Source organism: Atopobacter phocae ATCC BAA-285 (assembly GCF_000526675.1).
GTDB lineage: Bacteria > Bacillota > Bacilli > Lactobacillales > Aerococcaceae > Atopobacter > Atopobacter phocae.
Genome location: NZ_JAGN01000003.1, coordinates 1 through 26,378 on the forward strand (window position 1 = coordinate 1; position 26,378 = coordinate 26,378).

Sequence of the window (26,378 nt, forward strand, 5' to 3'; positions counted from 1 at the left end):
CTCATTACCTGCTAAATCTTGTTTTGAGAATTTGACTACCGTTTCTTTTTCTTTATAGTCGTCTACCATTATTAGTAAACCATCTGCACCTTCTTTATTACCTGTTCCTACTTCTACATTTTGAATTTCAAGTTTTTGAGTCTCTTTATTTCTCACTACTTCAAATTTGATTTCTGTTGCTATTTTATATCCCTCTGGTGCTGCTGTTTCTGTGAATGTATATTTTCCTTCTTTAACTGTAAATTCTTTTGCTTTTGTCTTACCGTCAGATTCCCATGTTTGTTTATCTCCATTATTACCCGTTAAGGTAATTGTTGCTCCTTTTAACTCATTACCTGCTAGATCTTGTTTTGAGAATTTAACCGTTGTTTCTTTTTGATTTGAATTTTCTATAGGAATTATTTCCTTAGTATTCTTATTAATAAGGTTAGCTCCTAAAAGATTTTGATATTGTTTGCCATCTGCTTGTGTTACACCATTTGATATGTATAAATCTAAAGTGGAATTTTCTGGAATTTTCTCAATTTCTTCTGGTATTTGGTATGTAGGTTGCTTGTCTTGATAAGCCTTTAAATAATAATCCAACACATCATTATCTAAAATTTCACTTTTAGCATTAGTTAAAAGTATAGACAATGCTAGCGCTTCTTCGTCTTTAGGAAGACTTTGCAATTGTCCAATATTAATATACTGTCCATCAGTAAAGTGCCAAACTGCCATTTGAGTTATTTCTCTATATTTGTCATCAGAAAGGTTTAAAGATTTTTGAATAATTTTTCCATTTGGATACCCTTGTGTTAAAATTATTTTTAAAGCATTTATCAGCTTTTCACCTTTATATTTTGATTTTTCATTAACATGATTTTGAAAACTAACTACATCGCCAGTTGTTTTTTTATAAGCAAATCCGTTAATATCTCTTATCCCTCCGGGCCAATGATATTCTTTATTAAAGCAATAAACTATACGTTTATTATCATTAGTCTCCTTATCAACAACTGCTAATTTTCTTATATTGCCAATCCCACCTTCTTGATATCCAATATAATTGAATTCATCGCTACTATTGAATCCTTCTGCCATCACGTTACTCGGCAAAAGTCCCAACGCAATAAGCATAAAAGATAATATAAATGAAATAAATTTTTTCTTCATATTTCTTCTCCTTTAATTCATATTTTTTTAACCTATAATTATAGTAAAGCATTAAATTGATATATTTTCAATAATCAATTTGTACACTATATATAAAAAAATTTAATTTATTACTCACCTGCTGCAAGAGTCATTATCTGAATTAATACAAGTTCATCACTTAACATGAGACATTATCTAGCTGTCTATTTAAGTAGGTAGAGTTTAATTCTTTTTAGTCCGTTCATACATATGTGTGTTTCAAAGACGAATAACCATTACAATTAGTCAAAAAGGAACTATACCTATTTTCAGTTATCATTATACTACAAATTTGTAATTCATAAAATCTTTTTTAACAATTATCATTTTATTTTCTATTAAAAAACTCACACCAATTGATATGGTGTGAGTTTATAATATTATTATTTTATTTCTGATAAAGTAGATGATCATTTTCCATAATGATCGGTGGTAATTCATCTTTTTCGCCGTAAAGATCATCACGATTTAATAAATAGTCATTTAACTCTTCTCGTGATTGGAAAGTGGTCGTTTGGAATGGGTATAGCGGACCAAATTTCTCTATGAAAATGAGTTGCGTTCCTTGTTCCATTAGAACACCTGTATGTCCAACAAAGCGAATATCTTCTAATGGTGAATGCAAATACACGTTGACTAAGGACATGTTGCCTGGAGCCATTTGAATTTCTCTGTCGCTCCACGCTTGCTGAATTAATTGTATTTGTTCCTCTTCTTTTTTCGTTCCATTCATTGGTACCCAATTGAATAAAGTAATAAAATTGGCACGTTCTTCTGGTGATAAATGATACATATCAAATTGATCAATCGCTTCTATATCAAACATTAAAAACGTATCATCATTAATCGCTTGATGATTGGTTTGAATTAAATGTTTGGATAAAAGGAAACTTGATAAACGACAATTGACTTCTGGAAATAAATCACCTGAATCTGTTTCTTTCATTTCTAAACTAACATTGCTATAATCCACTTTTAAATCATGTAATGGGGTTAAACCATTTGTTAGCGAATCATTTTTAACCCGCTGATTAAAATCATCTGCCCATTCTATTAATGTGTCGATTTGTTGATCGGGTACTTTATTTTCACTTAGTATATCTTTCGCTTCTTGTTGTGTCGTTTTATTATTTAAGTTAGTGTAGTAAATTTTAGTTGATTGCACATCTGGTTGCGCTGAGTCTGTATTTTCTTTAGTATGGCATCCTGTTAATACAACACATGCAGCGATTAAGGTCAGTATTTTTTTCATAACGTACTCCTTTATTATGTTATTTATCGTATGGGGGTGGTGCCGTTTAATTTTTTTAATGTCAGTCTTATCGTATCTTCTAAAAAGTGATCAACATAAGACACTATTTCTTCTGGTGTTGTGTGCATTCCTTGACGTGCCCATTCTAAAATTAAACCGGACAGTGCACGTTCGTAAAAGAAGGCGACTGATTCAATATGTTCGATGGCTTCTTCTTTTTTCTCAACTAACGCTTGCTTCGTAATTAATTGTTGAATAATATGCAATGAGATACGATTGAGGAAATCCGTTAAATATTCACGTCCTTTTGAATGATACGTGTGATAGAGTAATCGTTCATTCATTTTCATATATTGCAACGCTTTTTTTAAGCCTATTTGCCACGTATCATACGTTATATTTTCACCAAGAACTGCCATCAATTTTTTGTTATAATAAACTTCGACTAAATCAAATACATCTTTGAAATGATAATAAAAAGTTTGACGGTTCACTCCTGCAATTTGAATGAGTTGAACAATGCTAATATCATCTAAAGATTTCTTGCTGAGTTCTTGTTCTAAAGCATTTAATAATTTTAACTTAGCTCCCATGTTAACCGTCCTTTCGTCTATGATTTTAACACATTCAATGAGGAAATGACTATCAAAAAATCATATTTCATAGTGGATAAAAATGAAGGTGAAATCATGTCAATTTAACGATTGAAACTTGCTTATCTTGATGCAATCCAATACAATTTATATGAGGTGAAATGAATGAATGTAACTGAATTATTTCCAAATATGACGATTCCATCGTCAACTGATTATCCGATTCAACATATTACAACGAACACAAAAGATGTAAAAGAAAACACACTTTTTATAGCGATTAAAGGAGCGCGTATTAATACACACGATGAGCATTACTTAAAAGAAGCCTATGAAAAAGGAGCACGTGTTTTTGTACTTGAAGAAGTACGTGATTTACCAGCAGATGCTTTGCCTATCATCGTTCCGAATACACGAGAAATGGTAGGTTTAATTGCATCACATTTTTATGGTAATCCTTCTCACTCATTAAAAGTAATTGGAGTGACAGGTACAAAAGGAAAAACATCAGTCACTTATATATTAAAAGGGTTGCTAGAAGGTTTGAATAAAAAAGTCGGAGTGATTGGAACAAATGGTGCAGTCATTAACGGTGAACAAATTGATTTAGATAATACGACACCTGATCCGATTACTTTACAGCGATTATTCCGACAAGCAGTTGATGCTCAAGTAGAATTTATTGCTATGGAGGTCAGCTCTCAAGCGATGAAACAATGGCGTGTTAATGGTACACATTTTAATGCCGCATTGTTTACCAATTTATCGCAAGATCATATTGGACCAACTGAACATGCTACATTTGAAGAATATCGTGACGCCAAAAAAGCTTTACTATACTTAGCTGACCATGTCATTATTAACCGTGATGATGAACACTTTGACTATTTAACGCATGATTTAGACCAGCCAGTCATTTCTATAGGGACGCATGATGCAAACTACGTTATCACACCAAAAGAAAATCAGTCTTTTATGTTAAATAAAGCAACCATTCAAACTAATTTATATGGTGGGTTTAATCAAGTTAACTTATCTTTAGCTATCGCCGCATTATATGAGTTAGGCTTTTCTGTTGATGAACAACGTCAACATACACAACAATTGGCGATTCCTGGTCGGATGGAAGTCATTCATAAAAATGAGCGAACCTTTTTAATTGATTATGCTCATAACGAATTGTCTTTAACTAGTCTATTCAATGAACTAAAATCATGGAACAAAAATCGTACGATTTTAGTCATTGGTTCAGTCGGTAATCGGACATATGAACGACGTAAAGAAATTCCATCGATTGCCAACCAATTTGTTGACGAAATCGTCTTAACGTCTGACGACCCATATTATGAACCACCGATGGATATTATCGAAGAAATGGCATCCTACAGTACCATTCCAACTAAAAAAATAGAAAATCGTGCTGAAGCCATTCGTGCAGCCTATATTGATTCTGAACCAGGTGATTTAATTATTGTCGCAGGTAAAGGAGCTGAAACTTTCCAAAAAGTAAAAGGTGAGCACGTTCCTCATAACGATAAAGAAACTGTTTTAAGCTTATAATTGAATTGATCAACTTGCTCAATCAAAAAACGCTCGAGTTCAATCTAAATGATTGTGAACTCGAGCGTTTTTATTTATATTAATGACTTTAATTCATAAACGAATCTTCTTCATCCATTTCTTCTTCATCTACATAAAAATCCATATCGTCTGCTAATACTTTTTCATCACGAAAACGATAAGCTTGAATTGCTCCATATAGTCCGACAATCGTCAACATATATGAAATAATTTGCATTCCCTTCATCAATGGTGTGTAAGCAAAAGGGATATTACCATTAAAAATATTGTACAAGTTATATATGACACTAAGCGAACTAATAACATACATAATCAAAATAAATGTTTCCCATTTTGCTTTTAAAATGCCATTAATCATAAAGAAGGTAGGAACTAATCCAATTACTAACCCAACTAATCCAAAAATAATTACCATACCCATATTTGACATCGCTTCAGGTGGCATATCTCCCATCTGTGTCACCAATACAAAAATCGTCGTTAAAACAGACCAAACTAATGCTGTAAATATTGTAATCTTTAATAATCGATTGGCACGATAATATGCGTCACTCACTAAATATTTTCCAATCATATTGTCCCAATTTTCCATGTAATCCCTCTTTTCTAAATATTTAATACCTATTTATTATTACATAAAAATTTTATTCAAACAATACCACTCATCATTCTAAGAATAATTGTCTTAATTCCTGATCAGTTAGCGATTGATTTAATGATATGACTTCATCCTGATCTGCGACAATTTCATTAAATAGACTGCGCTTAGCAGATTGTAATTCGCGAATTTCTTCTTCAATGGTTCCTTCTGCAATTAAACGATACACATGCACATCTTTTTTCTGGCCTAATCGATGGGCACGCGCAAAAGCCTGTGATTCCACCGCCGGATTCCACCATAAATCGAGTAAAATAACGCGATTAGCCCCTGTTAAATTGAGTCCTGTGCCTCCCGCTTTTAACGAAATAATAAAGACATCCGCATGTCCAACATTAAAATCATCGACCATTTTTTGTCTTAAATTCATTGGTGTCTTACCATCTAAGATGAACACACGATAGCCCGCATCTTTTAAAAAGTTAGCTAAATAAGGTAAGCCAGATGCAAATTGACTAAAAATAAGCCATTGATCGGTTGGGTTTTCTTGAAGCAAATGAGTGATTTGCATGTATTTACTGGATGGAGTGGTCCACTCTTTCGTTACTAATCCAGGATGACAACAAATTTGACGTAAACGAGTTAAGCCCGCTAAAATGGAGAATCGATATTTGCCAAAATTCTTGCCTTCAATTTCTGCCATTTGAACTTTAATTGCATCTAATTGACTTACGTATAAAGACCGTTCAAAAGTTGAGAGAGGTACTAATTGATCTTCTTCAATTAATTCTGGTAAATCAAATAGTACTTGACTCTTCTCACGTCTTAAAAAGAAAGGTGCTGTTAATCGACGAATTTCATTTAAATCAGTTATTTCAAAATGCTTTTTCGATTCAAATAATCCGGGAATAACTAACTGAATTAATGCCCATAATTCATCCATTTTATTTTCGATTGGAGTGCCACTTAATGCATAAATCGGACGATCGGTCCATTTCATTAACGCATGATGTGTCTTACTCCGGTCATTTTTAACGTATTGCGCTTCATCTAACACGACCGAAGCAATATCCAGTGGGAAAAACAATTCATGATCTTGTAAAAATGTTTGGTAACTCATAATCAATATTTGATACTGTGCGTTATCTTTCAACAAGGTCATTCGCTCAACCGGTTGCCCGCGGTATGCTATGGCTGATAGTTCAGGAACAAAACGTTTAATCTCATCTAGCCAATTGTCAACTAATGACGCTGGACAGCAAATAATAATGTGGTCAGACGGCTGGAAGCGTTCATCTGCATATTGAGTGGCAATTAAAGATAACATTTGAATCGTTTTCCCTAATCCCATTTCATCGGCCAAAATACCGCCCATATGCCAATCATTTAAGCGTTTCAGCCATTTCACTCCCTCAATTTGGTAAGGTTTCAAATAATCTTGAAGGACTAGATCTGTTGTAATTGATTCGGCTTCTTGATTTTGAAATTGGTGTAACAACCAATCAAAGGATGAGGTGGTGGCAATGGCATCTTTATCCACTCGTTCTAAATAGCGTTGGATGAGTGGTAATTTAATCATCGGTAACTCCATTACTGGTTGAATCGTTGATCGTTTTAAGTGCAACTCATCAATCAATTCATTAACTTCTTGCTCGCTAGATGCATCAACCGCGATAAATTGAAAGGGTTCGATTTCGACAAAGCGTTGGTTTGTTGCAATCGCATCTGTCAATAATTTAATTTGGCTTTGGTCTAAATCATCAGTTTCGAACTCAATAGACAAATAGCGCCCTCGTTCATTTATTTTAGGTCGCATTTTCACCTGATCAATAGTTGGTCGAGTTGATGCACGTAAGTTAAATTCATGTTGACGTAAATAAGGTAAGATTTCATGTGAAATTTTCCATCGATCCGCTACGTCTCGTCCCGAAAAAATAAATTGATGATCTTGATACGTTGCCCCAAAATTCATTAATTGTTCGAAAAAAGCAAGTTCCTCTATACTTCGCCAAACGATAAGTTGTAAACGTGGTTCTTCTAAAATGATGGGATAAGACATTTCATCCCCGTATTCAAAAAAGACTTCAAGATATAGTTGATGTTCGTCAAATCGGCCGTCAATTTGAATCGTTAACTCTTCCACTTGTTCACCCGATGGAATTCCATTAGCAACATCTTTTAATAAAGGCCATACAGCTTGAACCATCGAACTTTGACGTTCGCCTAATGTAAACTTTGGACCTGAAGATACGTGTAATCGTTTTCCATAATATGTGCCATGAGCGAGCTCTCCTAATATACGTAATGTTTCCATCTGCTGGTACGTTAACCGGTACCACGTTTGATCCATTATCATCACGCGATAATTTAAATCAAGCTGATACGGTGTCTCTAATTGCATTTGGACTTGATCATTTACTAGGGCATTAAATGGTTTTTTTATGGGTGTTGTCATCCAGTTCATTTCAAATGTAATACTTAACTGCAAGTTTTTTTGATTAACCTGTTTTGCCCACTCCAAAAATTCTGGTAAAATCGTTGAATCAATGACTAAATGATGACGATAACGTTTACTGTTATTTAATATGTTCATGTGATTTGACTTTAAAACCAATTGACCTAGTAGACGAAAGTGATTCATTGTTTCTTCTTTAAAGCGTAAGATTGGTTCTATATATTCTTGGTGTACGAGTTTTTCTAAAAATTCTATCGTTGATATTTCTTGCGGTAAAAAATCTAATTTTGTCAAAATAAACGATGCATCAATCCCACCGTAAACGACTGCATCCGATGTAAAATGTAATGGAATCGTTTCTATTTGAGTAAAGTGTTCTAAGTGATACGAATTGAAACGTGATTTAATTAATAATAATTCATTTAAGTTAATCGATTGCTCGATGGATTCAAACACACTGTTTTCATGATCTGATTCCATCCAATATCTACGACCGATTCGTTGTCGTAATTCTAACTCGACCGCAACTGTATGCACACAAAAATGATGTGCTTGCCAATATGCACATTGACAGGTATCTTCTTCTTTTCCTGTTCCATCAATTTGCACGCGGTAATTCCGGTCATCAATTACTTGCGCAAAAAAAGCTGGAAAATCTTTGGCTGCGCCTATCTTTACAATTCTTTTTTCTTCTACTAATTGCTTGGCTGACTCAATTAAATGGTCGGGTACACTCCACTTCATGAATACCACCTCTTTCATATGCCATTCCTTTATTATACCATGGTATTATTAAAAGAGCATTTTTTCCTTAAAAATGATATACTATTTTTGAAGTATTTATATATAGAAGAATAAAGGAGTTCTAACATGATCTTTAAATTAACATTCCTATTCATTAGAGGATTAATTCGATTACTCAATGGACCGACAGAAGTCATTGGTCGTGAGAATTTACCAACCGATACGGGATATACCGTTGTCGCCCCCCATCATTCTTGGTTAGATCCCGTTTTAGTCGCATTAGCGATTCAACCTCAACCGGTTATCTTTATGGCAAAAAAAGAACTATTCCGTCCCGCTTTTTTTGCATCATATATTAAAAAGTTGGGCGCTTTCCCAGTTGACCGTCAAAATCCTGGTCCTTCTGCTATTAAAATTCCTGTTCAAGCCATTAAGCAAGATAAAAAAGCACTCATTATTTTCCCGACAGGAACGCGTTATGCATCAGAAATTAAAAGTGGCGCTGCAACGATTGCTCGTCTAAGTCAATCTCCAGTTGTGCCGATTGCTTATAACGGTCCACTCACTTTACTCGATGCATTAAAACGGAAAAAAATGCAAGTTGTCATTGGTGAACCTTTCTACATCCAATCTAAAGAAGATGTAAAAGATTTTTCCAATCGTTTAAATGCTATTTTTCAAACCATTGATAAAGTGGCACCGATAACGACTGACTCATCTGAATTATAAATAACAAAAAACCTGAAACCATTATCGGTTTCAGGTTTTTTTTATTGAGATTGACCTTGAACTTGGTACATTTGAGCGTAAACACCTTGTTGTTGCAACAATTCATCATGTGTCCCACGTTCAATAATTTCTCCATGATCTAAGACTAAAATTTGGTTCGCATCACTAATGGTTGACAAACGGTGAGCAATGGCAATCGTTGTTCGATTTTGACGCATAGATTTTAAACTATCTTGAATAATCATTTCCGTTTCGGTATCAATATTAGCTGTTGCTTCATCCATCACTAAAATTTTAGGATGTCGAGCAATTGTACGCGCAAACGAAATTAATTGCCGTTCGCCACTTGAATAAGAACTTCCCCGTTCTAACACTTTTGAATCATATTGATCTTCTAATCGTTCAATGAAATGACTTGCATTGACATATTCTGCGGCTTGTTTAATCTCTTCTAAACTCATGTCTTCTTTTAATAAGGCAATATTTTGCTTAATGTCACCATAAAATAGAAAAGAATCTTGAAGAACTAAGCCCACCTTGTGACGTAACTCTTCTAAAGGATAATCTTTAATCGACTGACCATCAATTAAAATATCGCCACGATCAAACTCATAAAATCGCATAAATAAATTAATTATAGAACTTTTCCCTGAACCTGTTTGTCCCACTAAAGCGACTGTTTCACCTGGTTCAACAGTGAACGAAATATTTTTCAATACATCGACTTCTCCATCGTATGAGAATGAAACATTTTTAAATTCAATACGTCCTTCACTTATTTCAATTGGTTGATTCATTTGTTCTGGCGCCGTTTGTTCGTGATCTAACAGTTGAATAATACGTGTACCAGAAACAATGCCATCTTGGTAGACACTCAAGTTATTCATCATCATCCCCATTGGACTAAAGAAATTAGCGATATACATCGTAAAAGCATAAATTATCCCAACGTCTAATGGCTCATTTAAAGCTTGCACACTGAATAGTGCTAGAACAAGCGCTGTCGCTAAAGCTCTTAAAAAATGAATGACGGGCATTAGTAGTAATGAATTAAGTTTTACTAATCGTAAATTGGATACATAAAAAGCTTGATTTGTTTCATTAAATGTTTCGTTCATTCGATTTTCTTGATGAAACATCTGAATAATCGGCATCCCCGATATCGCTTCATTTAATTGCGCATTCACTTGACTCAAATTTTCTCGCATTCTTCGATAAAATAACGAACTTTTCTTTTGATACAAGCCAATCACTCCAGCGATTAACGGAGCAAAAATTAAGAAATATAATGTAATCGTCGGATTCAACGTGTACATCGCAATACCTGCTGCAATCATGCTTAAAATCCCTTCAATTAAAGCAAGAAAGACAGACCAAAATTCATTAATCGTTTGTGTATCATTAGTTAAACGCGAAATGATTTTTCCAGTCGGTGTTTGATCAAAGAAAGACATGCTTAGTGTGTTTATTTTTTCAAACAGCTGATTGCGAATGTATCGCACCGTTTGTGCACTTGCCACAGTAAAAATATATCGTTCATAATATTGTGCCAGCATTTTGAGTAAATTACCGACCATATACGCTATAGCAAACCAGACGCTGATTTTGATGGTCGCTTGTCCTGGCGTCAAATAATCATCAATATAACGTTGAATAATAATCGGTAAGCCCATATTAATCGCAGCAAGTACTAAGCTTAATATTAAACTCATCAAAAATTGCCACTTAAATGGTTTAGCAAATTGAATTAACCGTTTAATTACTTCAATCGACTGTTTGAACGTTAATTGTGGTCGTTTCTCATGCATATTAAGCCCCTCCCTTCAACGATTGTTCGACTTGTTGTCGTTGATACATATCATAATACCAACCCTTTAATGCCATTAAATCGTCATGTGTCCCTCGTTCAGCAATGGTTCCTTCATCGATGACTACAATTTCATTAGCATGCATCACACTACTTAAACGATGGGCTGCAATAATGGTGGTTTTATTGTGGCGTTCTTGTTTAAGATGCGCTAAAATACGTTCTTCAGTTTTAGCATCAACTGCCGATAACGAGTCGTCTAAAATTAAAATTTGTGGATCCGAAACAAGTGCGCGTGCAATCGAAATCCGTTGTTGCTGACCTCCGGATAAAGACACTCCACGCTCTCCTACTAACGTTTCATATCCTTCTGGAAATTCCGATATGGCTTCGTCAATATCAGCTAAACGAGCAGCCTCTTTCACTGCTTCAAGCGGTAATCCAGGATTTCTAAATCGAATATTGTCTAAAATTGTCGTTGAAAATAGAAAATTATCTTGTGGAACATATCCTAATTGATTCAAATAATAATCTAAATCATAATTTAGGATGTGTTCATTATTTAAAGTAATAGTTCCTTGATAATGGTCATATTGTCTGAGTAACAATTTGAATAAGGTTGTTTTACCTGATCCCGTTTTCCCTACAATACCTAATGTTTCTCCAGGTTTTACAGTTAAATGAATATTATTTAAATGACCTGATTGACTTTCATTATATTGAAAATGATCGATATGAAGCGCCAGTTCTCCATGGCCATTTTCTTGTTTACCATCTTCTTTTAAATAAATACTTGATTGTTCATTTAATAACGCATCCACTCGGTCATAACTAGCACTTCCACGTTGAAGTACATTCACTAATCGACCAACAGCTAACATCGGCCAAATCATCATACTAATATAATTAATAAATGCAATAAACTGTCCTAACGATAATTGTTTCGTTGTAATTAACCAGCCACCAAAAATAATCGTTAACATATAACTTAAACCAGTAAAGAAGTTGATATTCGGATTAAATAAGGCATCTAAACGATTCACTCGTTTATTTGCTTCAAAAACGGCTTCTGTATGTTTCTTAAATTGTTTTAAATCTTCGTGCTCTTCCCCAAACGTACGAATGACTCTAACACCAGAAACACTTTCTTGAACTTTTGAATTTAAATTTGAAAATTCTGCTTGTGCTTGTTTGAAACCAGTATGCATTTTCCGTCCAATTAAATTAGATGATAAAATTAAAAAAGGCAAAGGCATCATCGCAATTAAAGTTAATCGCCAATCCACAAACACCAGCATAGCAATTAATGTCGATCCCCCCGTAAAAATGGAGTCTGCAAATGTCAAAATCCCCGGTCCGGCCACCATTCGAATAGCGCTCAAATCGTTTGTCGCATGTGCCATTAAATCTCCCGTACGATGCCGATCAAAGAAAGGTTGATCCATATTGGTATAATGACGGAATAAACGTGTTCTTAAAATACGATCTAATTTACTAGCCGTACCAAAAATATTTGTACGCCAAATATAACGTGCGACGTATTGCGTTATTCCGGTCAAAAGTAACAAGCCGATAAACCAAACCGTTTGTCTCATCGTCAACTCTTTGCTAACGATCGCATCAATCATACGACCGATAATATATGGATTGACGGCTTGTAAAATTGCAACTAATAATAGCATCATTAACCCAATCACATATGCTCTTTTTTCTTGTTTAAAAAACCATCCTATTTTTTTATAGATGGACATGTAAAAACCTCCTTCAGTTAACCATTCCACTCCTCACTACTTTACCTAATTCTTCTCCCTAATTGCAAAGAAAACACTCGCTAATTGCCCCATATAAAAAGAGTTGGGAAAGTCCCAACTCTTTTATCAACATCTATTAAACACTTTTTGTGTGTTTTACTTTTTTTTCTTTTTGTTTTTTGCATCACGTTTTGCTTGCATTTTGATTGAATTCGCTAATTGACGAATTTTTGTTTCTGAAGGTTTTTGTCCCATTTGAATCATCATTGTACGTAACATTGTTTCATCAATTGGTGGATTCTCTTCAAAATATTTAATCATGTAGTAACGTGCACCGAAAAAGCCACCAACTAATCCAATCATAACACCGATGATGACGAATAAAATCCATACGCCTGTATTCAAGATTACCCCTCCTTTATATGATTACCTTGTCTATTTTACGAAAAATCACGCCATAAAGAAAGGTTAAATCACAAATTATTTCATTGATTATTTTACAAATGTTGAACGGTATAGGTTTACAACGTTCTCTACTGTAAAACCATATTCTTTCATCACTGTATTACCGTTTCCGCTGGCACCGAAACGATCAATACCTAATGATACACCGTCTAGCCCAACGAACTCGCCCCAACCAAATGTACTTGCCATTTCGATTGACATACGATTACGTACACTATTTGGTAACACTGATTCTTGATAAGCTGCATCTTGTTGCTTGAAGCGGAATTGACTTGGCATTGATACAACTGATACATCGATACCTTCTTCACGCAATTGTTTTTGAGCTTCCATTGCTAAGTATACTTCTGAACCAGTAGCCATTAAAATACCCATTGGGGTTTCTGCTTGACTTGGTGATAACACATAAGCACCTTTTTTAACGCCTTCTAATGCATGTTCTTTTGTACCAGGCAATACTGGTAATCCTTGACGTGTTAAAACTAATACAGTTGGATGTTGTTTACTTTCAAGTGCCATTAACCATGCTGCAGCCACTTCATTACCATCTGCTGGACGAATTGTGTCTAAGTTTGGTAATGAACGGAAAGTCGCTAATTGTTCAATTGGCTCATGAGTTGGTCCATCTTCTCCAACGGCAATTGAGTCATGTGTATAAACGTATGTAGCTGGGATATGACTTAATGCAGCTACACGCATTGCTGCTTTTAAGTAATCAGAGAATACAAAGAATGTTCCGCCATAAGCTCTTGTTCCGCCATGTAGTAAAATACCACTTAATGCAGCACCCATTGCAAATTCACGTACACCAAACCAAATATTACGTCCTTCATAATTTTCAGCGGTAAAGTCGCTATCTGATTTAATCATTGTATTATTTGAGCTAGCTAGATCAGCAGATCCACCCCAGAAATGTGGAACAGTTTCTGCAATTGCTTGAATCACTTGTTGACTCGTTACACGACTTGCTAAAGCATCAGAGCCTACTTCATATGAAGGTAATTTTTCAATTAAATCAGTTGGTAATTCATCATTAAAAGCTGCTTTATATTGGGCTGCTTTTTCTGGGAATTCACGTTGGTAGTCCTCAAATAATTGTGTCCATTCATCATATTCATTTGCACCTGTTTCAACCATTAATTTTTCAAAGCGATGTGCAACATCTTCTGGTACTTCGAATGGTTCATAAGTATAACCGTAAACTTTTTTAGCTGCGGCAATTCCTTCTTCACCAAGAGGCGCGCCATGAACTTTATTTGTTCCTTCATTTGGTGAACCAAACCCAATCACTGTTTTCACTTCAATTAATGTTGGACGTTCTGTTTCTGAATGTGCGGCTTCAATTGCTTCTGCAATTTCATCTAGGTCATTACCGTCTTCTACGCGAACATAATGCCAGTTGATTGCTTCGAAGCGTTTTTTAATATCTTCACTAAATGATTGATCTAAGCGACCATCTAAACTAATATCGTTTGAATCGTATAAAACGATCAATTTATCTAATTTTAAGTGGCCTGCTAATGATAGAGCTTCACTTGAAATACCTTCCATTAAATCACCGTCACCACATAATGCGTATGTGTAATGATCTACGACTGGGAAGTTTGGTTCATTGTATGTCGCTGCTAAATGGGCTTCAGCCATTGCCATACCCACTGCATTAGCAATCCCTTGTCCTAAAGGTCCTGTTGTTACCTCTACACCATCAGTGTAATGTACTTCTGGATGTCCAGGTGTTTTACTTTCAAATTGACGGAAGTTTTTTAAATCTTCCATACTGATGTCGTAACCTGATAAATGTAATAAACTATATAATAATGCGGATCCATGTCCAGCTGATAAAACAAAACGATCGCGGTTGTCCCATTTTGCATGTTTTGGACTAACTTTTAAATATTTAGAGAATAACGTATACGCCATTGGAGCGGCACCCATTGGTAAACCTGGATGTCCTGAGTTTGCCTTTTGAATCATATCCATACTTAGTGCACGAATTGTATTTACTGCTAATTGATCGGTATTATCAAACATTTTTCCATCTCCTTAAATATTTTTTAAGTGTCGATTATGAATCTTTTTATTTTTTTGAACTTCTTTTAAGCGGTTTGGTGTCACATCATTACCTTCTTGATCAACAACCTTCATCCCCTCGATGTGTTGTCGCATTCCTGTACGAAAAACTGTTAAATATTCTTGACGCAATTGGTCTTGTTCAACTTGTTCAGCTTCCGTTAATCCTTCAGCTTTTTTCTTTTTCGCTAAGGCATTAATGCGATCCATCTTGTCTTGGCTTAACACAATCATCCCACCTTTACATTTGTTCAAATAGTAACACATTCTATCTTATCATAATCTTTCAAAAAACTGAACTAACAGAAGCAACTCTTTATGTGAAAACAAAGGTTTATGTGTCATATTGAACATCTCTTCAACCAATGCGAACATTTGTTTGATTATCTACTTGGCATTTGATATACTATTAATAAGAAATTCTATACGCACTGCGAGATGCTTAATCGAAAAGGACGGTTATTATGACAAAAAAACTGACGACGCGGCAATTAGATATACTAACATTTATTCATGAATCCATTCGTGACAATGGCTATCCACCCACTGTACGTGAAATTGGGAATGGCGTTCAATTAGCCTCCACTTCTACGGTGCACGGCCATCTAAATCGTTTAGCAGAACGCGGTTATTTATATCGTGATCCGACTAAACCACGTGCTATGGAATTAACACATACAGCTATTCAAGCACTTGGCATTCAAGCCGATCATATTCCTATGTTGGGTACGGTAACTGCTGGCGCGCCTATTTTAGCAGTAGAAGAATCTACTGATATGTTCCCAACTCCACCACATTTAAAGGACTACAATAATGATTTATTTATGTTAACCATTCGTGGTGATAGTATGATTAATGCGGGAATTCTTGACGGCGACCAAGTTATTGTCAAAAAAACACCTACTGCATCAAATGGTGAAATAGTGATTGCGTTGACGGAAGAAGACGAAGCCACATGTAAAAGATTTTATAAAGAAAAGGATCATTATCGACTACAACCTGAAAATGATACGATGGATCCAATCATATTATCACATGTTACAATTTTAGGTAAAGTTGTTAGTTTATATCGAGAACATGTTTATTGAAACACTAAAAAGTCCCTACTCAATTAGAACTAGTCTACTTGAGTAGGGACTTTTTGTTATGTTTAGTATTCCATTAACGCAAATGTGTCATAACCTTTTATTTTGTCACGACCATTTAAGTCTTTTAATTCAATTAGGAATGCAGCACCGACTACGATACCGCCTAATTTTTCGACCATTTCGATTGTCGCTTTAATTGTACCACCTGTTGCTAATAAATCATCACAAATTAAAATGCGTTGACCTGGTTTGATGGCGTCTTTATGCAATTGTAAAATGGCTTCGCCATATTCTAATCCATAAGATACTTCTACTGTTTCACGTGGTAATTTGCCTTTTTTACGTGCAGGAGCAAATCCAACGCCTAATTTATAAGCCACTGGACAGCCAATAATAAATCCACGAGCTTCTGGTCCGACAATCATATCCACTTCTTTTTCAATGGCATAGTCTACAATTTTTTGAGTTGCATATTGATACGCTTCGCCATTTGCCATTAAAGGAGAAATATCTCTAAAGACAACACCTTCTTTTGGATAATTCGGAATACTTGCTATAAATTGTTTTAAATCCATTTTATACCTCTTTCAGTTTGTTAAAACATTCATGATTTTTTCGAGCGGCTGGAATTGATAGAAACGTTCTTCTTCAATTGCTTGGAGCCGCTGCTGATACAATTTAGATGAATCAATTGGTTGTTGTACTGGTTTATCAACCCGCACAATCTGACCACTCTCTATTGTAACAAATTTTAATTCATAAAACACGTTTATCATCCATTTTAAATCACTAATTTTTAAATTCAAAGTAGTTTCAAGTTCTTTTACTTGTTCAAAAGATAAAGTATTTTTTTGGTAGATGATTTTGTATAAACGCTTAAACTCTTCAATTTTTGGCATGGATCGTTCTAAATAACGATAAAATCGATGCATTACTACCCATATCTCTTCACTGTGAAATTTCAGTGGTTCATCATATCGAGTTATCAATGGTATTAAAGGACACTCCAAGAAAATTTGACGATCAAATGTTTGGTCAAATGTTACTTGATTCAGCTCATTGTAACTAATCGCTTCGCTGGTTGCATCTAATTTTTCTTTTAAAACGTCACCGATTTTCTCTGTTTCATAAATAAATAATGTTTGTTTTAATTGAAGTAGTTGTGGGTCTAATTTGCTTTTTCGCTCATCTAACCAAATTTTCCCCATTAATTCGTATCCTTTTAATCGAATTTGTGGGGTCTCTTCTCCACGCCATTTATTAAGATCTAATTCACCAATGATTTTTAAAGAGTGAGCGTGGCTTAATTGTTTTTCATTATCGCCCCAATTAAAGCCTAGAACTTCGATTGCGTCATTCGTTGGGTGATCCACTTTTGCTTTAAAGTGCGCTTGATTAACGCCCATTGTACGTCCATCTTTTAATTTAATGGACTCGATTCCAATGAGTGGTTGGGTAAATCCCATACCGTATGGCCCAATAGCTTTCAATTGATTGACAAAATCAATAGTTAAGCGCTCAATCGGTAAATTTAAATCAATCGATTCTTCGATAACTAGATCGTCTAAGGAAACATCATCCAATGCACGTTCTAATAATTTAATCATTTCATGTAATTGGTCTTTTTTCATAGTTAAGCCTGCTGCGCCGGCATGTCCTCCAAAGTACATAATTGAAGAAGCTGCCTCTTGAAGTAATTGATATAAATTAATTGATGGGATGGAGCGACCTGACCCTTTTATTTCTCCACTATTTGATCCATCACCTAAAAGAATAACTGGCCTAGCATAACGATCAACTAAGCGTGACGCAACGATTCCTAAAATGCCCACGTGAAAATCTGGTTCATATAAGACGATTATTTTAGGTAAGGGTTGCGTGGATGTTTTTTCTTCTAATAATGTCGCACATCGCTCGGTAACTTGTTCCACCAAATCGACACGTTGTTGATTAACTTGTTCCATTTGTTGGGCAATTTCATCAGCGACTTCACTATCAAGCGCAGTTAAAAGTGACACGGCTGGATTGGGATCGTCTAATCGACCTAATGAATTAAGTCTTGGTGCTATTTTAAATCCGATCGTCTGTTCATCAATTAATTGTCCTGCTTGTATACCACTTGCTTCTAGTAAACTTTGAATACCCATTCGTAAGGAATGATTCATTAATTGAATCCCCTGTTTGACCAGGGTTCGATTTTCATCTGTCAATGAGACTAAATCAGCTACTGTTCCAATGGCTGCTAAGTCTAGTAGCTCCATTGGCAATTCACCAGTCAATGCATGTGCTACTTTGAAAGCTACACCAGCACCACTTAAATCACCGAATGGATAAGTTCCTTTTGGATGGCGTGGATGTACAATAGCATAAGCTGAAGGTAACTCAGCTGGAATTTCGTGATGATCGGTTACAATAACATCTACTCCCATTGCCTGAATTGCTTCAATGGCTTCTTTCCCACTGACACCATTATCAACGGTTACAATTAAAGAAACACCTTGTTGTTTAAAATATTTATAAACGTCTAAGTTGGGGCCATAGCCATCAGTGAAACGATTGGGTAAATAGTAAGATACTTGTGCCCCAAGCTGCTCTAATGTTTCATATAAAATACTTGAACTGGTCATCCCATCGGCGTCGTAATCACCATATATCAGAATGGATTCTTGTTCCTCTACAGCTGATATGATTCGATCAACTGCTCGTTGCATATCATGTAATAAAAAAGGGTCATGATAGACAGGATTTTCTGTTTGAAGTAACGTTTCAATCATTTCTAATGATTGCCATCCTCTGCGCCAAAGTAATTCAACAATTAATGGATCTAACGTCAATTGGCTAGCGATTGTTTCAACGGTTTGTTGTTCAACGGCTTCTAATGGTTGGGGCCAAGTGAAATGTACTGATTTCATTTCATTCCTCGTCTCTCTATCTCTAAAAACTGTTGTTATTTCTTATTAAATAATTTGACAGTTAGAAAGTCACTAACTGTTGGAAATACTGTATAAATTAAGTGTGCTGCATGCATAATATATGGACGGTTTAATTCACGTTTATAATGTGTTAATAAACGGACACTTTCTTTTGCTAATTTTGTCGCGTCTAACATAATCATTTGAACGCTTTTTTCATATTCGCCACTATTATCAGCCACTTTAAAGAAATTCGTTTGAATTGGACCAGGATTAATTACTGATACTTTCACAGGAGAATCTGCTAATTCTAAACGTAAAGCATTTGAATAACTAATCACTGCACTCTTCGTTGCACTATACACTGCAGTTTTTGGTGTTGCTATTTTACCAGCAATTGATGCCACATTAATAATATGACCTGATTGTTGTTTTAACATTTTATTTGCACTCGCTTGTGAAAGTGCCATTAGCTGAAAGACATTTACTCGGAACATTTGCTCCGTTTGATCATAATCTAGTTCATCATATGGCTTGAACAATCCATAACCAGCACAGTTTACTGTTACATCCAATTGCTCTAATTGTTCTATTTTTTCTACCAGTTTCATAACGTCTTCTTTTTGACTTAAGTCGGCTATTATCATTTCCGTTGATTGTTGGTTATATGTATCGGTTAGCTGCTTAACGTCATTCAAACTATCTGCATTTCGTCCAACAATAACTAATCGATAGCCTGCCATTGCTAAAATTGTTGCAATTTCTTTTCCTAAGCCACTGCTTGCTCCCGTTACTAAAGCTGTTTTCAAAATAGCACCTCTTCTTTCTTTTAATCGTCTTTTATCATCACTTCAAAATGATCTAAATCCCTTGCAACAATAGTTTCTGCAAAGGCATGTTTCGCTTCTTGAATGAATTGTTTCAATTCTTCACCTAAATAGCGGCTACTAATATGCGTTAAGTAAAGTTGTTTAACTTGGCAGGATTTCGCTAACTCTGCTGCATCATTAATTGTTGAGTGGTAATAATTATAGGCTAAATCTTTATCAGCTGATTTAAAAGTTGCTTCATGAATTAAAGCATCACAATTTTTAGCAATCTTTTCTCTTTTAGCCGTTCGTCGTGTATCTAAAATAATACCAACAATTCGTCCTTTAACGGGCGCTGATAAATAGTCGTCCCGCTTATACAATTTGCCATTGTGTTCCACTTCACCTTTTTGCTTCAGTTGTCCAAATAAAGGACCAGCTGGCAATCCATCTGCGATTAATCGATCAGCTTGCAAATGACCTATCGAATCTTTTTCTTCTACTCGATAGCCAAAACTTTTCACACCATGTTCCAAGGTATAAGCTGACACTTTAAATGTAGCATCATCAATAATCGTTTGATCATCTTCTAATTCTACAAATTTAATCGCATAAGATAGTCGTGAATGACTTAAACGTAAGTTAGTTAACACAAACTCTTTAATTCCTTTTGGTCCGTAAATCGTCATGGGGTCTTGACCACCTTGATTCTGACGAGATACTAATAACCCGGGCAGTCCGTATATATGATCGCCATGCATATGGGAAATAAAGATTCGTTTAATTTTTCTTGGTCGAATCGATGTATGTAAAATTTGATGTTGAGTTGCTTCACCACAATCAAACAACCATATTTCATTTAACTCGTCTAAAAGTTTTAACGCAATGCTTGAAACATTCCGACTTTTTGAGGGTACACCTGCACCTGTACCTAAAAAAACTAGTTCCATATACACCTCTTTTCATGTGAACCATGTGTCACTACTCTATTTATTTGATTTCTTGTGGGACGAATGGGAAGCTTTTAATGATTTAACAACTAATTGAACCATTTTTTCTCTTCCTAATTCATTCGGATGAACACCATCATCACCAAACCAGTCTGTTTGACCGTTTGAGAATGACTTCCAGTCAATAATTTGAACTTTTGGATATTTTTCATGAATCGCTTGATACACGTTATTCACTTCTGTTTCCCATGAACGGTCCACATTAGCATTAACGAAGGCCACTTCATGACCATCTAATAGTTCAATTAAGCTTTCAACTTGTTGAATTGAGAATCCTCCATTTGTACCTAAGAAGATAACAATTTGATGTTGAATTTGTCCACTTTGAAGCATTTGCTGTAGTTCATTATAACTTTGATATAATTGACGACCAACTAAGCCGTTGACATTACTATTTTGGAAAACGGTTTGTAAATTGTCTTGTACCCCTAATAAAATTGAATCGCCATAAAACGTAACATCTAAATCTTGTGCAAAAGCTCGTTCCGCTTTACTTAATCCTGGAAACATTGGTAGTGCTGGTTTTATCTCTTTATTCTTGTCGTCTGATTCATCACTTGCTTCTCGATCATCTGATGGGACAAGTGGTTCTGGATTTTCAGGTGTTCCTTGATCTGATTCCATTTTATCTTTTTGTTTAGTCGTTTTCTTTTCGGACTGTTTCACTTGTTTATCTGATTGTCGATTTAATTGCTTATTCACATTTGGTGAGTGATTAGAATTAGCCGCTTTACTTGGTGCGGTCATTAATCCCCATCCTGCAATTAATGGAAGGAGCGCAATTAAAAAGAGTTGCGCTATTTTTCTTGTATGAATGGTTTGATTTTGTCGCCATTCTTGAAAAACTTGTTTTGACTCTTTCCAAAATGCTACTGAGAAAAAGCCTTGATAATAATGTTTTTCGAACAGTTGATATAATACTTCACCTAATATAAAAATAATTAAAAGTTGCGACATAACATGCCAGAAAAATCCCGGCATAATTTGGCTATATCGAAACTCATAAATGGTAATGACCGGGAAATACCACAGATAATAATAAAAGCTTCGTTTACTTAATTGTTTAAAAACTGATAAAGTGAAGATTTTATTTAAAATCGTTTTATGATGTAATGTTATCGCAATCAAAAACATACTGAATAAATCAAAAACAAAAATACCACCTCGGTATGTCCAAGGGCTCTTGTCATTTAAATGAAAGATAAACAAACCAACAACAAGTAAACTCAACATATTTAAGCCATTTAAGACTTGTGCTTGTTTTGTGGTAATATCTTCTCTTAAACGATTATATGGCCATAGATAAGCTAATAAGACTCCCATTAAGAAGGAGAAGGCCCGTGTATCTGTTCCGTAATAAACACGAGTAGGATCAATACCTGGTTGAAACCAAATCCCCATCAAAACAGCTGAAATAACACTTAACCCCATCAGTAGATAAGCTATCCCTTTTAGATGCTTCACATAACGTTGAAATACAGTTATTATGATTGGCAAGAGAATGATTAATTGAATGTATAAAGCGACATACCATAAATGATTATAAATATTTGGAGACAAATACATATCAAAATAGGATTCGCCTCGAATAATCTGCATCCAGTTTGTTGTGAAAGTTAAGCTCTCTAATACGTGCAACCGACTATTCATCAATAAGTCTGGCACGAATAAAGTTACAAAACTTAAACTGACGATAATCGTCGTTAACATGGGACGGTACAATCGCCCTATACGTCGTTTCAAATATTTGACCATTTCAAAGCGTTGCGCTGACAAATCTTGTCGTATTTTTATTGTGAGCAAATATCCAGCTAATATTAAAAAGATATCTACACCTAAAAATCCACCAGATACTATATACGGCATAATGTGATAGAGGATGACACTAATAATCGCCAGCACTCGAATACCGTCTAACGCATCCGCTCTCTGATTAAAATTATTATTTTTCATCATTAGTTGTCCTCTTAGTCTACAAATTCAAACACAAAATCTTTAATTCTCACAGCGTCTCCGTCTTGCGCACCTGCTTCACGTAACGCATCATCAACACCCATACTACGCATTTGACGACTGAAACGTTGTACACTTTCGTCATGATCTAAATTCGTCATTAAGTATAATTTTTCGATTTTCGCACCACTTAAAACGTATACGCCATCTTCTGAACGTTCTAACTCAAATGGTTTTTCATCTTCTAGTGTATACGTTTCGAATGTATTAATTTCTTCTTCGTTTAATGGGAAGAATTCTGTTTCTTCAAGAATATCAAACGATGCTTGTAATAATTCGCTGACACCTTCTTGTTTATGTGCAGAAATCTCATAAACTAACGGCTCTTTACCATATTTGTCTTGGAAACGTTGTTTGAACTGTTTCAATCGTTCAGCAGCTTCTGGCATATCCATTTTGTTTGCTACTATCAACATTGGACGTTCCATTAGACGTAAGTGATAATTTTCAAGCTCTTGGTTAATTTGTTCGTAATCTTCAAATGGATCACGGCCTTCTAATCCACCCATATCAATGACATGTAATAATAAACGTGTCCGTTCAATATGGCGTAAAAATTGAATACCTAAACCAACACCTTCAGAAGCACCTGCAATCAATCCAGGTAAATCAGCTAATACAAATTGACGATTTTCGGATAAATTAACCATTCCTAATTGAGGTGTTAATGTCGTAAATGGATAATCCGCAATTTTCGGTTTAGCACTTGATGAAACGGCTAATAAAGTCGATTTTCCAACAGATGGAAATCCTACTAATCCAACATCGGCTAAAACTTTCAATTCTAATAGCACTTCTAATTCTTCGCCTGGTTCGCCATTTTCTGCGATACTAGGCGCTGGGTTTTTGTGAGTTGCAAATCGTTTGTTACCACGTCCACCACGTCCGCCATGTGCCACTATGTATTCTTGGTTAGGTTCTGTTAAGTCAGCTAATAACAATTTTGTTTCAGCATGACGAACCAATGTTCCAGGTGGTACACCGATTCTTAAATCCTCGGCACCTCGCCCGTATTTACTTTTACTCATCCCTTTTTCACCAGGATCTGCTTTAAAATGACGTTTGTAACGAAAATCGAGTAATGTTCTTAAACCTTCTTCTACGAAGAAAATAACATCGCCACCTCGTCCACCGTCACCACCAGCTGGACCACCATCTGGTACATATTTTTCTCGACGGAATGCCACCATTCCATCGCCACCTTTGCCACCTTTTACATACACTTTTGCTTGATCATAAAATACAGCCATTCTATCCCCCCTTTATCTTTTCACTTGTAATTCTGTTACATCTGCAAATGTCATAATATAATTCGCTAATTGTCCTAATAAAGTTAAACGATTATTTCTGGTTGTTTCATCGTCAACCATAATCATATTATCATTGAAGAATTGCTCAATTTTCGGTGCAATTGTTTTTAAATCGTCATAACTAATTGAGCGTTGTTTTAACGTTTCTTTCCAATTCAATACGTGATGATACAACTCTTTTTCACTTGCTGTTTCGAAATGAGCTTCATCTATTTGTCCATCCGTTGTTTGATCTTTCTGCATTCGTAACACACGACTCAAGTTTTCAATCGTTGCTTTATAACTTTCGTCTTGCGAAGCTATCATTAATTGGTTCGTCACGTCTTGAATGCGATTGAAATCAAATAATTGATTGCCTAGTGCAGCTTTGACAATATCATCACGGAAGCCTTCACGTAGCAACCCTTGCGCTAAACGATCTTTCATAAATTGAATCACAAGTGCAATGGTTGATTGTTCGTCTCTCTTTATTCCATCGTATAAGCCAATGAACTCATTTAAAACTTGTTCCCAATTTAATGTCCAATTTTCATTTTTAATGATTTGAATAATCCCAATTGCTTGACGTCTTAAACCAAATGGATCATTTGAACTAGTTGGAATTAAGCCTACTTTAAAGAATGCTAAAAGATGATCAATTTTATCACTTAGTGCAAGAACACTAGCTATTGCGGAACTTGGTAAAAGACTACCTGCCCCATCTGGTAAATATTGTTCGCGAACTGCAGTAGCAACTTCATCTGATTCACCCATTAATTTCGCATAAATGCCACCAATAATTCCTTGTAATTCAGGTAATTCTTGAACGGTTTGAGTGGTTAAATCAAATTTATAAATAGCACTTGCACGTTTTAATTGTGCTAATTCGTCCGCTGATAAACCGACTAATTGGCCCAAATGTTGACCAATTGTAATAACGCGTTGTTCTTTTTCAGCCATTGTTCCCACTTTTTGATGAACATTTAAGTGAGCCAAACGTTGGTTAAATGTATCGATTGTTTGTTTTTGATCTTCTTCGTAGAAGAACAAAGCATCCTCTAATCGAGCGACTAAAACTTTTTCATTTCCTTTTTTCACGTTTTCGATATGCTTGTTATCACCATTTCGTACAGTTACAAAATGGGGCAATAATTTGCCGGCTGGTGTATGCACATCAAAGTAACGTTGATGACCTTTCATTGTTGTAATCAAAATTTCATCCGGGATTGCTAAGTATTTCGGATCAAAGTCACCCATTAAAATACTTGGGTATTCCACAATTGATGCTACTTCTTCTAGTAATTCATCATCTTTTGCAATCACAATTTGCTGAGTTGCTTCTAAATCACGCATTTGTTCTTTAATCATTTCACGACGTTGATCTAAATCAACAATGACATATTGTTCTTTCAATTGATCAACATATGAAACGGCACTATTTACTTGGAATGATTCACCTAAGAAACGGTGTCCTCGTGATTGATTGCTTCCAGTCAAATTAAAAATTTGTACGGGAACAATTTCTTCATTTAATAAAGAAACAATCCAATGAACGGGACGAATGTATTGATAGTCATAATCACTCCAACGCATTGATACAGGGAAATTTAATGATTCAAATACTGTACCAATGGATTGTAAAACATCTTGAGCTGGTTTTCCTTCAATGACTTGTTTTAAGAAAACATACTCGACGTCTTTTACTTGATCAATATATAAATCTGCTAAATCCGCACCTTTACCTCGAGAAAAACCGATGGCCGCTTTTGTCCACTGACCTGCTTCATCCACAGCATTTTTCTTTGCTGGGCCTCGAGAGATTTGTTCTAATGTTGTTTGACGATCTGCTAAACCTGATACTAAAACAGCTAAGCGTCTAGGCGTACTATAAACTTTGATCGCTTCAAACGATAAACGTTCATCATTTAAAAATTGCGCTACTCCTGCTTTTAAATCATTCATTGCGGGGATAATTGTGCGCGCTGGCATTTCTTCCAAACCTAATTCAATTAAAAAATTATTCATCTTGACTCTCC

At 35.3% G+C, this 26,378-nt stretch carries 20 protein-coding genes; 3 read left to right on the forward strand and 17 right to left on the reverse strand.

Going from position 1 to position 26,378, the window contains the following annotated elements; translation table 11 throughout:
• The 3 genes from L866_RS0100890 to L866_RS0100900 form a co-directional block, all read right to left on the reverse strand.
• A partial coding sequence (locus L866_RS0100890) for a thioester-forming surface-anchored protein (protein WP_025728245.1) occupies positions 1 to 1,155 on the reverse strand: 1,155 nt, incomplete at its 3' end.
• Between the two features lie 409 nt (positions 1,156 to 1,564).
• Positions 1,565 to 2,428, reverse strand: coding sequence for a DUF4300 family protein (locus tag L866_RS0100895; RefSeq protein WP_025728247.1), 864 nt, complete (start codon positions 2,426 to 2,428; stop codon positions 1,565 to 1,567).
• Between the two features lie 23 nt (positions 2,429 to 2,451).
• Positions 2,452 to 3,021, reverse strand: a complete 570-nt coding sequence (locus tag L866_RS0100900) for a TetR/AcrR family transcriptional regulator (RefSeq protein WP_025728249.1) — start codon at positions 3,019 to 3,021, stop codon at positions 2,452 to 2,454.
• A 165-nt stretch (positions 3,022 to 3,186) separates the two neighbouring features.
• On the opposite strand from L866_RS0100900, the gene L866_RS0100905 reads away from it, so the two are divergent.
• Positions 3,187 to 4,581: a UDP-N-acetylmuramoyl-L-alanyl-D-glutamate--2,6-diaminopimelate ligase gene (locus L866_RS0100905; RefSeq protein WP_025728251.1), complete on the forward strand. Its 1,395-nt coding sequence runs from the start codon at positions 3,187 to 3,189 to the stop codon at positions 4,579 to 4,581.
• Positions 4,582 to 4,669: 88 nt separating this feature from the next.
• On the opposite strand, the gene L866_RS0100910 is transcribed toward L866_RS0100905, so the two are convergent.
• A complete protein-coding gene (locus tag L866_RS0100910; protein WP_025728253.1) occupies positions 4,670 to 5,194 on the reverse strand; it encodes a hypothetical protein in 525 nt (174 codons plus the stop codon).
• A gap of 73 nt (positions 5,195 to 5,267) precedes the next feature.
• The gene (locus tag L866_RS0100915) at positions 5,268 to 8,399 is read right to left on the reverse strand and encodes a DEAD/DEAH box helicase (protein WP_025728255.1); all 3,132 of its coding nucleotides are present in this window, start codon (positions 8,397 to 8,399) and stop codon (positions 5,268 to 5,270) included.
• Positions 8,400 to 8,525: 126 nt separating this feature from the next.
• Here L866_RS0100915 and L866_RS0100920 point away from each other — a divergent pair, with 126 nt between their 5' ends.
• Complete coding sequence (locus L866_RS0100920) at positions 8,526 to 9,128, forward strand: lysophospholipid acyltransferase family protein (RefSeq protein ID WP_025728257.1); 603 nt, start codon at positions 8,526 to 8,528, stop codon at positions 9,126 to 9,128.
• Between the two features lie 41 nt (positions 9,129 to 9,169).
• Here L866_RS0100920 and L866_RS0100925 read toward each other — a convergent pair whose 3' ends face one another.
• The 5 genes from L866_RS0100925 to L866_RS0100945 form a co-directional block, all read right to left on the reverse strand.
• Positions 9,170 to 10,936 carry an ABC transporter ATP-binding protein gene (locus L866_RS0100925; protein ID WP_025728259.1) on the reverse strand — a complete coding sequence of 589 codons (1,767 nt, stop codon included), beginning with the start codon at positions 10,934 to 10,936 and terminating at the stop codon, positions 9,170 to 9,172.
• A gap of 1 nt (position 10,937) precedes the next feature.
• Complete coding sequence (locus L866_RS0100930; protein WP_025728261.1) at positions 10,938 to 12,686, reverse strand: ABC transporter ATP-binding protein; 1,749 nt, start codon at positions 12,684 to 12,686, stop codon at positions 10,938 to 10,940.
• A gap of 156 nt (positions 12,687 to 12,842) precedes the next feature.
• Entirely contained in the window at positions 12,843 to 13,091 is a 249-nt protein-coding gene (locus L866_RS0100935) for a YneF family protein (protein WP_025728263.1), read from the reverse strand.
• A gap of 87 nt (positions 13,092 to 13,178) precedes the next feature.
• Positions 13,179 to 15,182, reverse strand: coding sequence for a transketolase (gene tkt, locus L866_RS0100940; protein WP_025728264.1), 2,004 nt, complete (start codon positions 15,180 to 15,182; stop codon positions 13,179 to 13,181).
• Positions 15,183 to 15,194: 12 nt separating this feature from the next.
• A complete protein-coding gene (locus L866_RS0100945) occupies positions 15,195 to 15,449 on the reverse strand; it encodes a DUF896 family protein (RefSeq protein WP_025728266.1) in 255 nt (84 codons plus the stop codon).
• Between the two features lie 236 nt (positions 15,450 to 15,685).
• Here L866_RS0100945 and lexA point away from each other — a divergent pair, with 236 nt between their 5' ends.
• On the forward strand, positions 15,686 to 16,309 hold the full coding sequence (gene lexA, locus L866_RS0100950; RefSeq protein WP_025728268.1) for a transcriptional repressor LexA: 624 nt from the start codon (positions 15,686 to 15,688) through the stop codon (positions 16,307 to 16,309).
• 62 nt (positions 16,310 to 16,371) lie between these two features.
• Here lexA and L866_RS0100955 read toward each other — a convergent pair whose 3' ends face one another.
• Genes L866_RS0100955 through glyS form a run of 7 tightly spaced genes read right to left on the reverse strand, consistent with a single transcriptional unit; the run spans position 16,372 to position 26,367 of the window.
• A complete protein-coding gene (locus L866_RS0100955) occupies positions 16,372 to 16,884 on the reverse strand; it encodes an adenine phosphoribosyltransferase (RefSeq protein ID WP_025728270.1) in 513 nt (170 codons plus the stop codon).
• A 12-nt stretch (positions 16,885 to 16,896) separates the two neighbouring features.
• Entirely contained in the window at positions 16,897 to 19,221 is a 2,325-nt protein-coding gene (gene recJ, locus L866_RS0100960; RefSeq protein WP_025728272.1) for a single-stranded-DNA-specific exonuclease RecJ, read from the reverse strand.
• A 35-nt stretch (positions 19,222 to 19,256) separates the two neighbouring features.
• Entirely contained in the window at positions 19,257 to 20,030 is a 774-nt protein-coding gene (locus L866_RS0100965) for an SDR family NAD(P)-dependent oxidoreductase (protein ID WP_025728274.1), read from the reverse strand.
• 20 nt (positions 20,031 to 20,050) lie between these two features.
• Complete coding sequence (gene rnz / locus L866_RS0100970; RefSeq protein ID WP_025728276.1) at positions 20,051 to 20,980, reverse strand: ribonuclease Z; 930 nt, start codon at positions 20,978 to 20,980, stop codon at positions 20,051 to 20,053.
• A gap of 36 nt (positions 20,981 to 21,016) precedes the next feature.
• On the reverse strand, positions 21,017 to 22,996 hold the full coding sequence (locus L866_RS0100975) for an acyltransferase family protein (RefSeq protein ID WP_025728278.1): 1,980 nt from the start codon (positions 22,994 to 22,996) through the stop codon (positions 21,017 to 21,019).
• Positions 22,997 to 23,007: 11 nt separating this feature from the next.
• Positions 23,008 to 24,303 carry a GTPase ObgE gene (obgE, locus tag L866_RS0100980; protein ID WP_025728280.1) on the reverse strand — a complete coding sequence of 432 codons (1,296 nt, stop codon included), beginning with the start codon at positions 24,301 to 24,303 and terminating at the stop codon, positions 23,008 to 23,010.
• A 12-nt stretch (positions 24,304 to 24,315) separates the two neighbouring features.
• Complete coding sequence (gene glyS / locus L866_RS0100985; RefSeq protein ID WP_025728282.1) at positions 24,316 to 26,367, reverse strand: glycine--tRNA ligase subunit beta; 2,052 nt, start codon at positions 26,365 to 26,367, stop codon at positions 24,316 to 24,318.
• Positions 26,368 to 26,378: the final 11 nt, after the last annotated feature.